Raw genomic sequence first — 14,866 nt, 5'->3', positions numbered from 1 at the left:
GGCGGCAACCTAGCCAGAAACCGGGGGAAGTCAAGGTTTCGGAGCGCTTTCGAGCGAAGTGGGCAGCGGTTCGCGTCAAGAAAACGCGTCAAAACAAAGAGCGAGAGCCCGGAATGGGGCTCTAGGGCTAAAATCCACCCAAATCGGGCCGATCAGGCCTCGAAGAAGCGGTTTTTCGGCCGTGGCAGGCCCAGATTCTCCCGCAAAGTGGCCCCTTCATACTCTTTCCGGAAAATCCCGCGCCGTTGCAGCTCCGGGACCACCTTGTCGACGAAATCGTCGAGGCCAGCGGGCAGGAACGGGAACATGATGTTGAAGCCGTCGGAGCCGCGCCCGACCAGCCATTCCTCCATCTGATCGGCGATGGTTTTGGCAGTGCCGACGAACGACAGTCCGCCATAGCCGCCGACGCGCTGGGCGAGCTGGCGCACGGTGAGCTTTTCGCGGGCGGCGAGATCGACAATGCGCTGGCGGCCGCTCTTGCTGGCGTTGGTCTCGGGGATCTCGGGGAGGGGCCCATCGGGATCGAATCCGGACGCATCGGTGCCGAGGATGACCGAGAGCGAGGCGATGGCGCTGTCGTAATGGACGCGGCTGTCGAGCAGCGCGCGCTTCTCCTTGGCTTCATCGACGCTGTCGCCGACCACGACAAAGGCGCCCGGCAGGATCTTGAGATGCTCAGGATCGCGCCCGATCTTCTCCATGCGGCCCTTGATGTCGGCGTAGAGTTTTTGCCCGTCGGCGAGGCTGCCGCCGCCGGTGAAGACGGCTTCCGCCGTTTCGGCGGCGAGCTGCTTGCCGTCCTCCGACGCGCCGGCCTGCACAATCACCGGCCAACCCTGGACGGGGCGGGCAATGTTGAGGGGACCGCGCACCTTCAGATATTTGCCCTTGTGGTCGAGCGTGTGCAGCTTCGAAGGATCGAAGAACAGGCCGGATTCCACATCGCGCACGAAGGCGTCGTCGGCGAAGGAATCCCACAGGCCCGTGACGACGTCATAGAACTCGCGGGCGCGCTTGTAGCGCTCGGCATGCTCCATGTGGTCGTCGAGGCCGAAATTCAGCGCCGCGTCCGGGTTCGAGGTGGTGACGATGTTCCAGCCGGCACGGCCGCCGCTGAGATGGTCGAGCGAGGCGAAGCGCCGCGCGACGTGATAGGGCTCGTCGAACGTGGTCGAGCCGGTTGCGATCAGGCCGATGCGCTCGGTGACGACCGAGAGCGCCGACAGCAGCGTGAACGGCTCGAACGAGGTTACGGTGTGGCTGCGCTTGAGCGCATTGATCGGCATGTTCAGCACGGCCAAATGATCGGCCATGAAGAAGGCGTCAAACTTGCCGGCCTCGAGCTTCCTGATCAGCGTCTTGATGTGGCTGATGTTGAAATTGGCGTCGGGCCAGGCCCCGGGATAGCGCCAGGCGCCGGTGTGGATGCTGATCGGGCGCATGAACGCGCCAAGCTTGAGTTGCCGTTGTGCCATCGCCCCGTATCCGTTCTGGGTGTCGTTCGCAAAGACATAGGGACGCGGCGGAACTCTGCCATTGGGAGGGCTGGGAAGAATTTTTCGTTTTCGATCAACTCTCAGCACGTTCGCGTCATTCCGCAAACTGACGCGAGCGGCGCTACTGCCCCCGTGCCCTTTGATCGAACGCGCTCAGCACGGCGAGGGTCATCGCGGTCACGCCGGTCTGGATGGTCGGTTTCGGCACCGGGGCGAATTGCGGCGAGTGGTTGCCGGGAAGCGGCGGGCCGCTGCCATTACGCGCGGCGGCGACGCGGTCGGGCTCATAGACGCCGATGTTGAAGAACATCGACGGCACGCCGGCATTGACATATTCCGAATAATCCTCGCTGGTCGTGTTCGCCGGGCTGACGTTGAACTTGTCGCCGAAGGCCGCCTTCAGCACCCGCTCGGCTGGGCCGACCACGGCGGCATCGTTCACCACCGCCTTGGTCCCCTCGTCGAGATGGATTTCGGGCGCCGGCGCATCCGCCATCGCCGCCACTGCCTTCGCCGTCCGCTCGATCCCGGCCAGCATCCTGGCGCGCACCTGCGGCTTGAAGCTGCGGATCGTGCCGATCACCCGGGCCTCGTCGGGAATGATGTTGCCCGCGGTGCCGGCGTGGATCGCGCCGATGGTGACAAGGCCGAATTCGGTCGGGTCCTTCTCTCGGCTGATCACGCTCTGCACGTCGACGACGAAGCGGGATGCCATCATCACGGGATCGATGGTCGCCTGCGGTATCGCGCCATGGCCGCCCCGGCCGATGAACTTGATGAAGAGGCCGTCCACATTCGACGATCCGACCCCGACCCTGTAGGTGACGGAGCCGTAGGCTCCGCTGCCGTCGTGCAGGGCAAATCCCGCATCGGGTTTCGGAAAGCGGGTGAACAGGCCATCATCGATCATCGCCCTTGCGCCCGCGACCTCTTCCTCGGCTGGCTGCGCGATGAACATCAGCGTACCGTGCCATTGGTCCTTGATGCCGACCAAGGTCTTCGCCGTGCCGACCCAGCTCGCCATGTGGATGTCATGGCCGCAGCTATGGGCGACGAATGTCTCGCGGCCCTGCCAGATCTGCTTGTCACGACTGGCATAGGGCAGGCCGGTCTTCTCCTCCATGGGCAGCGCATCGAGCTCGGTGCGAACCATGATGGTGGGACCGTCGCCGTTCCTGTAGATGGCGACAAGACCGGTCTTGCCGACGTGCTCGGTTACCTCAAAACCGATCGCGCGCATCTCGGCAGCGAGTTTCGCCGCGGTCTTCTCTTCCTGGAAGGCGATCTCGGGATGGGCGTGGATGTCCTTGTAGAGCGCATCGAGCTTCGGATAGTCGCGCTCGAAGGAGGTCTCGATGGTCTGCTTCAATTTGGCGACGTCGAGCTCCGCATGGGCCGGCAGCGACAGCAGGCTGCACAACGCGACGGAAGCGAGCAGAGGTCTTGCGAACCGCGTCATCCGACCCTCCAGTCGATTAGGCGACTTTGCTTCACCTAGCACATCTCGTCGCATCTTGCCGCCATGGAAATGGAAGAACGGCACTGGCACGTCGAGGGGAGGCCGGTCGCAAGGCGTGGGCGTGCCTCTTCGAACCAATCGGCTCCTAGCCCCGACCAAGCCAAGACCGTAAGGAGGCCAGAAATGACCGGCGCAATGACAGTGGATGGCGGCATGGTCCGCATAGATCGGCCCATGCCCTGGGTCGGCCGGCTGCTGTCGCTGCCGCTGCTGGCGGCGAGCGGCTATCTCCTGTGGAATGTCGCGCTCGGGCTGCGCCAGGATTTTTCCGGCTTCGGCCGGCTCGCCGACGATCTCGTGCCGGTGCTGGTGTTCACCGGCCTCGGGCTGGTTGTCGGCATTCCCGGCCTGATCCTGCTCACATTCCGCACCTTCGTCGTGCTCAACGAGACGCTGCGCCAGATCGTCATCACGAGCCAGTTCGGCCCGCTGAATATCCGGAAAGAGCGCGATCTCGCCGACTACCATTTCATCAGCATCACCGACGATTACGATCGTGAGCTGACCACGTATGACGTCAACCTCTGCGGCAACAAGGGCACCGAGCCGATTGCGCTTCAGAGTTTTACCAGGCGCGAGGAGGCGGACAAGCTTGCGAAAGAAATAGGCCGCGTCCTCAAGCTTCCGGCGCGCGACTACGTCGGCACCGAGCCGGATGAGGAATAAAGCACTCTGCTCATTCCGGGACGTGCCTCTTGGCGAACCCGGAATCCATCCACCGTCAATCGCTGCGGCCTAATGGATTCCGGGTTCGCGTTACGCGCGCCTCGGAATGGCGAGGGAAGCGATCAGCTCAGAATATCCTTCTGCATCTTGCCGCCGTAGAAATGGAAGAACGGCACCGGCGCATCGTGCCGCAGCGGGCCGGTGGCAAGGCGGGTGTCGAGCTCGTTGAGCACGTTGCGCGTCATCGGATGCAGATCGGCGAGCGGCTTCGAGCCGAGCTCGACCCAGACCAGCTCGACCAGCTCCGCATCGGCATGGATGACGCCCTCGACGCGGTGGGTAATCGCGGAGGCATCGGCGGTGAAGAAGCGCGTGTCGAACCGCTTGACGCGGCCGGGCGGGGTGATCGCGCGCGCGATCAAAAACAGGCTGGAGGGATCGGGCAGCAGGCCTGCATCCGCAAAGGGCTTCCACGGACCCTCGAGCCTGGCCTTGCCCTCGACCTTGCGGCCGAGGCAGAGGCCGGTCTCTTCGCAGGCCTCGCGGATCGCGGCGATCGCCAGCGATTTCGCGCGCGAGGCCGGCGTCCTCGGGCTGCCCTTGGCGAGATTGGCTTCGAGCTCCGGCGTGATCGGCGCCGCACACGGCACGCGATGATCGTCCTTGTCGACGCGGCCGCCGGGGAAAACGAACTTTCCGGGCATGAACACGACCTTGTCGTGGCGCTTGCCGACGAGGACTTTCGGGATCGCGCCGCTGCGGTCGACCAGGATCAGCGTCGCGGCATCCTTTGGCCGGAAGTAGGGATGGTGGTCGGCTTCCTTGCCCTCGTGAATCTTGGCCTTCTCTTCGGCCTGCGAAATATCCGTCATGTCCTCACCCAGACCGTTTTTGCTTATTGCTTACACCGGCGGAATACCATCCGGAGGGTTCTCGTCAAACCCGTGCATGCGCAGAGCCCATTGCAAGCCGACCACAGCTCCCTTCACGGGCTGGAGCAGCCCGAGCGAAGCGAGGAAGGTGAAGGGCAGATAGGCCACGAAGGTCAGCCAGACGGGCGTCGTGTAATTGGTCTCGATCCAGAGGATCGCCGGCACCGTGACGTGGCCGACGATGACGATGACGAGATAGGCGGGCAGGTCGTCGGCGCGGTGCGGCGTAAAGTCGAGGCCGCATGCGCTGCAATTGTCCGCGGTCTTCAGAAAGGCACGGAACAGCTTTCCCTGGCCGCAGCGCGGGCAGCGGCTGCGAAAGCCGCGCCTCATCGCGGTCCAGACGTCGCGCTTCTCGACGAGACCGGTCTCGCGCGTCCAGATTTTCGGGGCCGTGCTCATCGTCACCACGCCTTGCCCTTCTTGCTCTTTCCCTTGCCCTTGTTCTTTCTCGACGTCTTCCCTTTGCCGGACTTTTGCTTCTCCGGCTTGCGTTTTCTCTCCGGGCTGCGGCCGGGAGCCGCCTTGGATGATTTGCGCTGGCCGCGGAACGGCCGGCGCTCGCGCGGGCCGCTCTCACTCTCCGAGGACAATAGCTCGAAGCGCAGCGCGCCTGCGATGGGAGCCGCTTCGATCAGGCGGACGTCGACGACGTCGCCGAGCTGGTACATGGTGCCGCTACGCGTGCCGACCAGCGCATGGCGGCTCTCGTCATAGTTGAAATATTCCGTGCCGAGGGACCGGATCGGGATCAGCCCGTCGGCGCCGGTCTCGGAGAGCTTGACGAAGAGGCCGGCGCGGGTGACGCCGGAGACGCGGCCCTGGAAGCTGGCACCAATCCGGTCGGCGAGGTGATGGGCGATCAGGCGGTCGACGGTTTCGCGCTCCGCCTTCATGGCGCGGCGCTCGGTCAGCGAAATATGTGCGGCGACTTCGCTTAAGGTTTCCGGCGTCTCGCTGTCGGGCAGGGCGCCTTCGCCAAGGCCGAGCGCGCGGACCAGCGCGCGGTGCACGACGAGGTCGGCATAGCGGCGGATCGGCGAGGTGAAATGCGCGTAGCGACGCAAATTCAGGCCGAAATGACCGTAATTTTCCGAGGAATATTCCGCCTGCGCCTGGGCGCGCAGCACCACCTCGCTCACCAGCGGGTAATAGTCATGGCCTTCGAGTTGGGCCAGCACGCGGTTGAACAGCGTGGGCCGCAGCGCGCCCGACTTGGTGAAGGGGACGTCGAGCGTCTCCAAGAATTCCGCGAGCGCGTGAACTTTCTCCAGCGTCGGCTCGTCATGAACGCGGTAGATCAGCGGGAGCGATTTCTTCTCCAGCATCTCGGCTGCTGCGACATTGGCGAGGATCATGAACTCCTCGATCAGCTTGTGCGCATCGAGCCTTTCAGGAACGACGACTCGGTCGACCGTGCCGTCGCTCTTCAGAAGGATCTTGCGCTCGGGCAGATCGAGATTGAGCGGATCGCGCTCGTCGCGCGCACGCTTGACGCAGGCATATGCCGCATAGAGCGGCCTCAATATCGGATCGAGCAGGGGGCCGGTGGTGTCATCGGTGCGGCCGTCGATCGCGGCCTGCGCCTGTGCATAGTTCAGCTTCGCGGCCGAACGCATCAGGATGCGATGAAAACTGTGCGAGCGCTTGCGGCCATCGGGGCCGATCACCATCCGCACCGCGAGCGCGCCGCGCGGCTCGCCCGGCACCAGCGAGCAGAGATTGTTCGAGATGCGCTCGGGCAGCATCGGCACGACGCGGTCGGGGAAATAGACCGAGTTGCCGCGGTCGAGCGCGTCGCGGTCGAGCGCGGTGCCCGGCCGGACGTAGAAGCTGACGTCGGCGATGGCGACGTTGACGATGAAGCCGCCCTTGTTGTTGGGATCTTCGTCAGCCTGCGCATGCACCGCGTCATCGTGATCCTTGGCGTCGGGCGGATCGATGGTGACGAGCGGGACGTCGCGCCAGTCCTCGCGGCCCCTGAGATTGGCGGGCTCTGCCGCTTCCGCCTCGCGCTCGGCGGCGGAGGAGAATTGCAGCGGGATCTCGTGGGCGTAGATCGCGATCAGGCTGATCGCCTTCTCGGATTTGACCGAGCCGAGCTTCTCCTTGACCCGGCCGGAGGCGAGGCCAAAGCCGCGGGTGCGGACGATGTCGACGCTGACGAGATCGCCGTCCTGCGCGCCTGATGTATCGGCCCTGGCGATGTTCAGCTCGCGGTCGGCGAACTTCTTGTCGACGGGGACGAGCCGGCCGCCGCCTTCGGGCAGGCTGCGAAAGACGCCGAGGATGCGGCTCTTGGCCTTGTCGATGACCTTGATGATGCGGCCGCGATAGGCAGGGCCTTCGTCCTCATCGGAGCGTTCGACGCGCAGCAGCGCGCGGTCGCCGATGCCGGCGGCGGTGCCGGGCTTGGCCCGGCGGGGCATCTCGATCAGGATTTTTGGCGGCTCGCCGCTCTCCACCTCGTCCCATTCGGCGGGGGAGGCGATCAACTCGCCGTCGGCGTCGCGCCCGGTGATGTCGGCGAGCAGCGTCGGCGGCAGCGCGTCCGGCTCGGACACCTTGTGGCGCTTCTTCTTGATGACCCCGTCGTCGGCGAGCTCGCGCAGCATGCGCTTGAGCTCGACGCGATCGGCGTTCTTCAGGCCGAACTCGCGCGCAATTTCGCGGGTTCCGACCTTTCCCTGGTTTGCCTTGATGAAGGCGACGATGGCTTGCCTGTCAGGAAAGCCATGGTCATGTTTGCGTTTCACTTAACCTCTAATTCTTGATCTTAAGTCTTGCCGGCACTCTTCTTGGCCGGAGCCTTGGCGGTGGCTGTCTTGGTCGGCGACGTTTTGGCGGTCGACGACACGGCAGCGCGCGCCTTGCTGGTGGATTCGGTTTTCGATTTGGCCGCGGCTTTCTTCGCGGCCGGCTTCTTCTTCGGCGCGGCGTCCTCGCCACCGGCGGATTTGGCTGACCTAGCCGGCTTCGCCTTCTTGGCGGCCTTGGCCTTGCCGCCGCCCTTGGCCGCGCGCTCGTCGAGCAATGCGATTGCCTGCGGCAGCGTGATGGCGTCCTTCTCGATCTCGCTCGGAATCGTCGCGTTGACGCCGCCCGCGGTGACATAGGGACCGTAGCGGCCGGCCTTCACCGTGACCGTGCCGAGCGAGGGATGATCGCCGATCGCCTTGCCGGGATCGGCGCCGAAGCGGCGGCTCGGGCCCTTCGCCGCCTTTTCCGCGATCAGCGTCACGGCGCGGTTGAGGCCGATGTCGAAGACTTCGTCGCCGGCTTCCAGGCTGGCGTAGGTCTTCTCGTGCTTCACAAACGGCCCGAAGCGCCCGAGGCCGGCGATGATCGGGTGGCCGGTCTCGGGATGCTTGCCGATCTCTCGCGGCAACGACAGCAGTTTCAGCGCAAGCTCGAGATCGACATCGCCGGGCGAGGTGCCCTTCGGGATGCCCGCGCGCTTCGGCTTCTCGCCTTCCTCATAGTCCCTCTGCTCGCCGAGCTGGATGTAGGGGCCGAAGCGGCCGGCCTTGACCCAGACATCGCGACCCGTGTCAGGATCCTGGCCGAGCGAACGGTCGGCGCCGGCTTCGCCGTCGGCGGCAAGCTGGCGGGTGTAGCGGCACTCGGGATAGTTCGAGCAACCGACGAAGGCGCCGAACTTGCCGGCCTTCAGATTCAGCCGGCCGCTGCCGCAGCTCGGGCACTGCCTGACGTCGCCGCCATCGGCGCGCGGCGGATAGATGTGCGGCCCCAGCATCTCGTCGAGCACGTCGAGCACCTGCGCGACGCGCAAATCCTTGATGTCGTCGACCGCGCCGATGAAGTCGCGCCAGAAGTCCTTCAGCACCTGCTGCCAGGAGATCTCGTTGTTGGAGATGCGGTCGAGCTGCTCTTCCAGCGCTGCGGTGAAGTCGTATTCGACGTAGCGGCTGAAAAAACTCTCCAGGAACGCGATCACGACGCGGCCCTTGTCCTCGCCGTGCAGGCGCTTCTTCTCCAGCTTGACGTAGCCGCGGTCCTTGAGAACCTGGAGGATCGAGGCATAGGTCGAGGGCCGGCCGATGCCGAGCTCTTCCATGCGCTTGACGAGGGATGCTTCCGAAAAGCGCGGCGGCGGCTCGGTGAAGTGCTGGGTGACGGCCAGCGACTGCCGCTTCAAGGCATCGCCCGAGCTCATCGCCGGCAGACGGCGGGAGTCCTCGTCCTCCTCGTCGTCGCGGCCTTCCTGATACAGCGCAAGGAAGCCGTCGAACTTGACGACCTGGCCGGTCGCACGCAGCTCCAGCGTGCGACCGCCGGCCTTTGCCGTAATGTCGACCGTGGTGCGCTCCAGTTCGGCCGCTTCCATCTGGCTCGCGATGGTGCGCTTCCAGATCAGCTCATAGAGCTTGGCCTGCTCGGCATCGAGCTTGCGGCTCATGCTGTCGGGGCGGCGGGAGAGGTCGGTGGGGCGGATCGCCTCGTGCGCCTCCTGGGCGTTCTTGGCCTTGGCCTGGTACTGGCGCGGCGCGTCCGGCACGTACGCGTTGCCGTAATCCTCGCCGATCACCTTGCGCGCCTGGGTGATTGCCTCCGGGGCGATCTGCACGCCGTCGGTACGCATATAAGTAATGAGTCCGGTGGTCTCGCCGCCGATGTCGATGCCCTCATAGAGGCGCTGGGCGATGCGCATGGTGTGCGCCGGCGCAAAGCCGTATTTGCGGCTGGCTTCCTGCTGCAGGGTCGAGGTGGTGAACGGCGCCTGCGGATTGCGGCGCGCGGGCTTGGCATCGACCGCGGTGACCGCGTAGGTGGCCAGTTCCAGCGCCTTCTTGAAGTCCTCGGCTTCCGCGCCGGTGCCGATGTCGAGGCGCTGGATCTTCTTGCCGTCGGCGCCGACGAGGCGCGCCTCGAAGGCATCGCCGCGGGGGGTGAGCAGCGTTGCGATCAGCGACCAATATTCGCGCGGCACGAACTTCTCGATCTCGAGCTCGCGGTCGCAGACGAGGCGCAGCGCCACCGACTGCACGCGGCCGGCCGAGCGGGCGCCCGGCAGCTTGCGCCACAGCACGGGGGAGAGGGTGAAGCCGACGAGATAGTCCAGCGCACGGCGCGCCATATAGGCGTCGACCAGCGCACCGTCGATCTCGCGCGGGTTCTTCATCGCTTCCGAGACCGCCTGCTTGGTGATCGCGTTGAACACCACGCGCTCGATCTTCTGATCCTTCAGCGCGCGCTTCTCCTTCATCACCTCCAGCACGTGCCAGGAGATCGCCTCACCCTCGCGATCAGGGTCGGTAGCGAGAATCAAGCGGTCCGCGCCCTTCAGGGACTTGGCGATATCGTTGAGTCGCCCGGCCGCCTTGGGGTCGACCTCCCAGATCATCTTGAAATTGGCGTCGGGATCGACGGAGCCGTTCTTCGCGGGGAGATCGCGGACATGGCCGAACGAGGCCAGAACCTCGTAGGACGAGCCCAAATATTTGTTGATCGTCTTGGCTTTCGCCGGCGACTCCACAATGACGATATTCATGTAGTTCCAGTAACTTACGGGAAAATCTTAGGCCGAAAACGAAAGGACTCGGGTCGGCCGTTTCGACCCGAACATGGGTGGTGAGGCGGTCCCTGTCAAATCGAGGGGTGTTGAGAGGGCTCCAAATGGGAAAAATTTCATATCGAGAAAGTTGCAAAATACCACCTTGGAGTTGCGCTCGCTCTCGGCGTAGAGTCCCCCGGGGCATGGATTCGGGGTTGGGTCGGGTGACGAAGCCGGGACGGAAACGGGCGCGCGCCACATCACGTGCGCCGCTGCGCGCGCGCAACGAGGAACCGGGGGAAGGCGGAGCCGATGAGGCGGTCGCCTTCATATCCGAGCAGGCCGGCGCATTGCGCAAGCTCGCCGAGCGCCACAAGCTCGACGTGCTGCATTATCTCCTGGGGATGACAAAGCTGGAGGCCGACGAACATTTGCGGCTGCGGAGCAAGCGCAAGCTGTCGTGAGGGGCCTGTCGCTCCACAAGGGCCGTCATTCCCCGCGAAGGCGGGGAATCCAGTACGCCGCGGCTTTTCGGGGAAGCAGGGCCGCCGCTGGAATACTGGATCGTCCGCCTTCGCGGGCGATGACATCCAATGTGTGGTGACAGCTTGCCAAAAAGTCACTAACGCGACGATTATCCCGCCGACCGCCGCCGCGGCGCGGGGCGCGGCTTCAGCGTGGTGTCGGAGGGGCTGAGCAGGCGGCCGTCCTCCGCACGCATTTCGAGCTTTTTCACCGGGCGGCCTTTCTCGCGGTCGACCAGGATGGTCGCGATCTCCTCGGGATGATCGTCGAACTCCTCGCTCCATTGGCGCAGCGCCACGAGGATGGGGAAGACGCCGCGGCCCTTCGGAGTCAGGACATACTCTTGATAGGCGCTGCCATCCGAGGCGGGAGCGGTGGCGAGAATGCCGTGGTCGACCAACGACTGCAGCCGGACGGACAAGATGTTCTTGGCCATGCCGAGCTTGCGCTGAAACTCGCCGAAGCGGCGCAGGCCGAACAGCGCCTCGCGAATGATCAGCAGCGACCACCAGTCGCCGATCGCCTCCAGCGACCGCGCGATCGGGCAGGAATCTCCCGCAAAGCTCGTTCGTTTCACCATCGTCCGTCGTCCTGTCGCATTCGCACGATTTCGGCGCCGATCACGCGCTTGTGTGGTTGCATCATAAAACCATGCGCTCTAGATGGCAACTTAGTTTCATCATGCAACCACTGGAGACGAGCGTGAGACTGAAGAACAAGACGGCCCTCATTACCGGCGGCAATAGCGGCATCGGCCTTGCGACGGCAAAGCTGTTCGTCGCCGAGGGCGCCAAGGTGGTCATCACCGGGCGCAACAAGGAGACGCTGGCGGCCGCGGCGAAAGAGCTCGGCCCGAACGCGCTCGCGCTCGTTGCCGATGCCACCGACATCGCCGCAACGGAAGCCGCGATCAGGAAGGGCGCCGAGAAATTCGGCAAGCTCGACATCGTGTTCGCCAATGCCGGCATTCCCGGCGGCACGCCGCTCGGCTCGGCGACGCTCGAGGTGTTCGAGAAGGTCATCAGCACGAACCTCACCGGCGTGTTCTTCACTGTGCAATCGGCGCTGCCTTATCTCAACGACAATGCCTCGATCATCCTCAACGGCTCGGTGATCTCCGTGCTCGGCATTCCCGGCTACTCCGCCTACGGCGCGGCGAAGGCCGGCGTGCGCGCGATGGCGCGGATCATGGCTTCGGAACTGTCGCCGCGCGGCATCCGCGTCAACGTCGTTGCGCCCGGCGCGATCCGCACGCCGATCTGGGGCGCGGCGGTCGCAACGCCTGAAGCGGAGAAAGCATTCGAGAAGCGCATCGCGCTGTCGACGCCGCTCGGCCGCATTGGTGAACCGGATCACATCTCGAAGACAGTGCTGTTCCTCGCCTCCGACGATGCCGCTCATATCCAGGGCCAGGAGATCTTCGTCGACGGCGGTGCAGTGGCCTCGCCGAGCGGCGCGCCGATCTATCGTGGTTGATCAAGTGAAGTGAAAATTGAATCTGTCGGCCGGCCTGCCGTGGTTGAGCCGACAGGTTCCCACGTCTTGCGGGATGTATTTCTTGAACCTCGTGTGAGGCGTTGAACCTTCGCGCATGCTGCCGAGACCTTCTTACGGGCAGGGGTCACAAGACTCATTTTAAAGGAGCCCGTGATGCCAAAGGCAGCTCGCATTTTTTCGTCGATTTCAGCACCGCGTATTTACACTGAACGGTCCGCCACATCAGCCAAACGCTCAGATACGGCCGAGTTCATCGGAGTGGCTCTGTTCTCCGGCATCGGGCTGTTGATCTCGCTCGTCGCCGTTATTCTCGGCATTCAGGGCATCTGGTTTTAGGCGGTCGGTCAGCCGCCGCCGAAAGGCCGGCAGCGGCTGTTGTCAGTGCGAGCCTTACGCCGCGCGCAGGCTGGTGGCGGCCGCAAGCGCACCGGCGAGCGCCTTTTCGCGATGCTCGGGGCCAACCTGGATGCCGTCGGCAACGATGAATTCGGGGCTGGTGATGCCCATGAAAGCGAACACTCCGCGGAGGTAGCTTTCGAGATGCTCCAGCGAGGCGGCCGGCGTGCCCGGGCCGTAATAGCCGCCCCGCGAGATCGCCACGATCACGCGCTTGCCGCCGGCAAGGCCCTGCGGGCCGCTCGCGCCATATTTGAAAGTCTTCCCCGCAACGAGGACGCGGTCGATCCAGGCCTTGAGCTGGCTCGGGATGGTGAAATTGTACATGGGCGCGCCGATCACGACGATGTCGGCATCGAGGAACTCGTTGAGCACCGCCGCGCTCGCGGCAAGGTCGGGTCCGAGTTCCGCAGGCGCCGGCGCGCCTTGCGCGGCCGCAAGATGCGAGCCGGAGAGGTGGGCGAGCGGGGTCTGGGTCAGGTCGCGATAGGCGACATCAAGCGAAGGCGTCGCCTGCCTGAGCCGGTCGACGATGGCGGCGGAAACCTGCCTGGAGACGGAGTGGGGGCCGAGCACGCTGGAGTCGATATGGAGGAGTTTCATTGGGGTCACCCATGGTATAGATTTGTAACCCGCACTACATGAGTGACTGCCAAAATCCCCGCAAGAACGCACTTTTTTGAGCCATGGACACATTATTGAAACCGACACACCTCGATTTGCCCACCTCAAAGCGGCCGGATCCGGACCATGCGGACTGCCGCGGGGTCGCCTCCGTGCTGTCCCGAGTCGGCGACAAATGGAGCGTGTTCGTCATCATGATGCTCGGCGACGGGCCAAAACGCTTCAATGAGCTCAAGCGCATGATCAACGGCATCTCGCAGCGGATGCTGACCCTGACGCTGCGGGGCCTGGAGCGCGACGGCCTCGTCACACGCACGATCTTCCCGACCATTCCGCCGCGGGTGGACTACGAGCTCACCGATCTCGGTCGCGGCCTGTCGCGGCCGGTGAAGGCGCTCGGCGACTGGGCGATGGAGCACCTGCCGCAGATCGAAGCCGCACGGACGCAGTTCGATCGGCGCAACGGCGGCGGCTAAAGAAGCGAAACCAGACCACCCCCGTGGCGCTCGAGGCGGCCGGCGAGCTCGAGCTCCAGCAGCACGGTGCGCACGATCGCGGGCGAGGCGCCGGACATCCGGACGAGATCGTCGATCGAGATCGGCGCTGGGCCGAGCAGGGCGGTGATCTGGTCGCGGTCGCGGCCTTGCGGATCGCTCTCGAACGGCTCGCTCGCAGGACTCATCAGCGGCCGCTCCATGATCGGCTGAACCGCGTTGATGATGTCGGCAGCTTCGGTGACGAGCGTTGCACCCTGCTTGATCAAATCGTTGGTGCCGGCGGCGCGTGGATCGAGCGGCGAGCCGGGGACGGCGAACACTTCGCGGCCCTGTTCGGCGGCCATGCGCGCGGTGATCAGAGAGCCCGAGCGGTGCGCGGCTTCCACCACGACGACGCCAAGCGCGGCGCCGGAGATCAGCCGGTTACGGCGGGGAAAGTCGCGGGCGCGCGGCTCGTGGCCGAGCGGCATCTCCGAGATCGCCGCGCCCGCGTGATCGAGGACCGCGGTCAGCAGGTCGCCATGCTCGGGCGGATAGATGCGGTCATGGCCGCCGGCGAGCACGGCGATCGTGCCGCTCTCCACGCTCGCGCGATGCGCGGCCTGGTCGACGCCGCGCGCCAGCCCTGAGATGATGATGAAGCCGGCTTCACCAAGCTCGCGCGCAAGCTGGCCGGCGAATTTCAGACCTGCACCTGAAGAATTGCGCGAGCCGACAATGGCGATCATCGGACGCATCAAAGATGCGTTATCGCCGCGCACGGCGAGCAATGGCGGGGCATCGTCAATCATCGCCAGCCGCGCCGGATAACCGTCCTCGCCGGGCGCGAGCCAGGCGATGCCGAATTTGCGGCTCGCGGCGAGCTCGGCCTTCGCCTCGTCGGCGCTGCAAATGCGCCCGGACCGCTGTGCGCCGCCGCGACGCGCCAGATCCGGCAGGCGCTCCAGTGCGGCGCGGGCGCTGCCGAAATGATCGACCAGCGAACGGAAGGTGCGCGGCCCGACATTGTCGGAGCGGATCAGCCGCAGGCGGTCGATCCGCTCGGCTTCAGTCAGCTCCACGCTCGGATTGATGGCGTCCACGGCGGCGGCTCCTTGTGGCAGCAGCATGGAACAACCTGAGGGCGTTGCGCAACAGCGACGTTTGCTTGCGCGACCTCGCCCCGATGCTAAAAGCGATCCCAATAAGAAGGATTC

Annotated in this window: 14 protein-coding genes; 5 read left to right on the top strand and 9 right to left on the bottom strand. The window is 64.9% G+C overall.

The features are described from left to right. Positions 1–152: 152 nt before the first annotated feature. Together AC5V87_RS24035 and AC5V87_RS24030 are read right to left on the bottom strand one after the other, a co-directional pair. Positions 153–1,478, bottom strand: coding sequence for an LLM class flavin-dependent oxidoreductase (locus tag AC5V87_RS24035; RefSeq protein WP_456838055.1), 1,326 nt, complete (start codon positions 1,476–1,478; stop codon positions 153–155). Positions 1,479–1,620: 142 nt separating this feature from the next. Continuing rightward, positions 1,621–2,958 (bottom strand): amidohydrolase, encoded by a 1,338-nt coding sequence (locus AC5V87_RS24030; RefSeq protein ID WP_495367960.1) that lies wholly within the window; start codon positions 2,956–2,958, stop codon positions 1,621–1,623. Between the two features lie 183 nt (positions 2,959–3,141). Here AC5V87_RS24030 and AC5V87_RS24025 point away from each other — a divergent pair, with 183 nt between their 5' ends. Then, complete coding sequence (locus tag AC5V87_RS24025; RefSeq protein ID WP_495367959.1) at positions 3,142–3,684, top strand: hypothetical protein; 543 nt, start codon at positions 3,142–3,144, stop codon at positions 3,682–3,684. Positions 3,685–3,806: 122 nt separating this feature from the next. Here AC5V87_RS24025 and AC5V87_RS24020 read toward each other — a convergent pair whose 3' ends face one another. Genes AC5V87_RS24020 through topA form a run of 4 tightly spaced genes read right to left on the bottom strand, consistent with a single transcriptional unit; the run spans position 3,807 to position 10,128 of the window. Continuing rightward, positions 3,807–4,556: an NUDIX hydrolase gene (locus AC5V87_RS24020; protein WP_456838058.1), complete on the bottom strand. Its 750-nt coding sequence runs from the start codon at positions 4,554–4,556 to the stop codon at positions 3,807–3,809. Between the two features lie 30 nt (positions 4,557–4,586). Further along, on the bottom strand, positions 4,587–5,027 hold the full coding sequence (locus AC5V87_RS24015) for a DUF983 domain-containing protein (protein WP_456838059.1): 441 nt from the start codon (positions 5,025–5,027) through the stop codon (positions 4,587–4,589). Further along, complete coding sequence (gene rnr / locus AC5V87_RS24010; protein ID WP_456838060.1) at positions 5,021–7,372, bottom strand: ribonuclease R; 2,352 nt, start codon at positions 7,370–7,372, stop codon at positions 5,021–5,023. Before rnr ends, AC5V87_RS24015 begins: the two co-directional genes overlap by 7 nt. 20 nt (positions 7,373–7,392) lie before the next feature. Further along, positions 7,393–10,128, bottom strand: a complete 2,736-nt coding sequence (gene topA / locus AC5V87_RS24005; RefSeq protein WP_495367958.1) for a type I DNA topoisomerase — start codon at positions 10,126–10,128, stop codon at positions 7,393–7,395. 227 nt (positions 10,129–10,355) lie between these two features. Between topA and AC5V87_RS24000 the strand changes: the two genes are divergently transcribed. Continuing rightward, entirely contained in the window at positions 10,356–10,595 is a 240-nt protein-coding gene (locus tag AC5V87_RS24000) for a hypothetical protein (RefSeq protein ID WP_456843319.1), read from the top strand. Between the two features lie 170 nt (positions 10,596–10,765). On the opposite strand, the gene AC5V87_RS23995 is transcribed toward AC5V87_RS24000, so the two are convergent. Then, complete coding sequence (locus AC5V87_RS23995; RefSeq protein ID WP_456838062.1) at positions 10,766–11,236, bottom strand: winged helix-turn-helix transcriptional regulator; 471 nt, start codon at positions 11,234–11,236, stop codon at positions 10,766–10,768. A gap of 122 nt (positions 11,237–11,358) precedes the next feature. Between AC5V87_RS23995 and AC5V87_RS23990 the strand changes: the two genes are divergently transcribed. Next, a complete protein-coding gene (locus AC5V87_RS23990; protein ID WP_456838063.1) occupies positions 11,359–12,132 on the top strand; it encodes an SDR family oxidoreductase in 774 nt (257 codons plus the stop codon). Positions 12,133–12,306: 174 nt separating this feature from the next. Then, positions 12,307–12,489 (top strand): hypothetical protein, encoded by a 183-nt coding sequence (locus AC5V87_RS23985; RefSeq protein ID WP_456838064.1) that lies wholly within the window; start codon positions 12,307–12,309, stop codon positions 12,487–12,489. A 54-nt stretch (positions 12,490–12,543) separates the two neighbouring features. On the opposite strand, the gene AC5V87_RS23980 is transcribed toward AC5V87_RS23985, so the two are convergent. Continuing rightward, positions 12,544–13,152 (bottom strand): FMN-dependent NADH-azoreductase, encoded by a 609-nt coding sequence (locus AC5V87_RS23980; protein ID WP_456838065.1) that lies wholly within the window; start codon positions 13,150–13,152, stop codon positions 12,544–12,546. Between the two features lie 83 nt (positions 13,153–13,235). On the opposite strand from AC5V87_RS23980, the gene AC5V87_RS23975 reads away from it, so the two are divergent. Next, the gene (locus AC5V87_RS23975; protein WP_456838066.1) at positions 13,236–13,649 is read left to right on the top strand and encodes a winged helix-turn-helix transcriptional regulator; all 414 of its coding nucleotides are present in this window, start codon (positions 13,236–13,238) and stop codon (positions 13,647–13,649) included. Here AC5V87_RS23975 and dprA read toward each other — a convergent pair. Beyond that, positions 13,646–14,779, bottom strand: a complete 1,134-nt coding sequence (gene dprA, locus AC5V87_RS23970) for a DNA-processing protein DprA (RefSeq protein ID WP_495367957.1) — start codon at positions 14,777–14,779, stop codon at positions 13,646–13,648. The genes AC5V87_RS23975 and dprA overlap by 4 nt on opposite strands. Positions 14,780–14,866: the final 87 nt, after the last annotated feature.

The sequence above is a fragment of the Bradyrhizobium sp. SOJA106 genome, assembly GCF_059448745.1.
This window is presented reverse-complemented; position numbering and strand designations above follow the sequence as displayed.

Bases quoted from the DNA above. Each gene is read 5' to 3' on its own strand.
- AC5V87_RS24035 (WP_456838055.1), bottom strand. From the start codon at position 1,478: ATGGCACAACGGCAACTCAAGCTTGGCGCGTTCATGCGCCCGATCAGC.
- AC5V87_RS24030 (WP_495367960.1), bottom strand. From the start codon at position 2,958: ATGACGCGGTTCGCAAGACCTCTGCTCGCTTCCGTCGCGTTGTGCAGC.
- AC5V87_RS24025 (WP_495367959.1), top strand. From the start codon at position 3,142: ATGACCGGCGCAATGACAGTGGATGGCGGCATGGTCCGCATAGATCGG.
- AC5V87_RS24020 (WP_456838058.1), bottom strand. From the start codon at position 4,556: ATGACGGATATTTCGCAGGCCGAAGAGAAGGCCAAGATTCACGAGGGC.
- topA (WP_495367958.1), bottom strand. From the start codon at position 10,128: ATGAATATCGTCATTGTGGAGTCGCCGGCGAAAGCCAAGACGATCAAC.
- AC5V87_RS23995 (WP_456838062.1), bottom strand. From the start codon at position 11,236: ATGGTGAAACGAACGAGCTTTGCGGGAGATTCCTGCCCGATCGCGCGG.
- AC5V87_RS23985 (WP_456838064.1), top strand. From the start codon at position 12,307: ATGCCAAAGGCAGCTCGCATTTTTTCGTCGATTTCAGCACCGCGTATT.
- AC5V87_RS23980 (WP_456838065.1), bottom strand. From the start codon at position 13,152: ATGAAACTCCTCCATATCGACTCCAGCGTGCTCGGCCCCCACTCCGTC.
- AC5V87_RS23975 (WP_456838066.1), top strand. From the start codon at position 13,236: ATGGACACATTATTGAAACCGACACACCTCGATTTGCCCACCTCAAAG.
- dprA (WP_495367957.1), bottom strand. From the start codon at position 14,779: ATGCTGCTGCCACAAGGAGCCGCCGCCGTGGACGCCATCAATCCGAGC.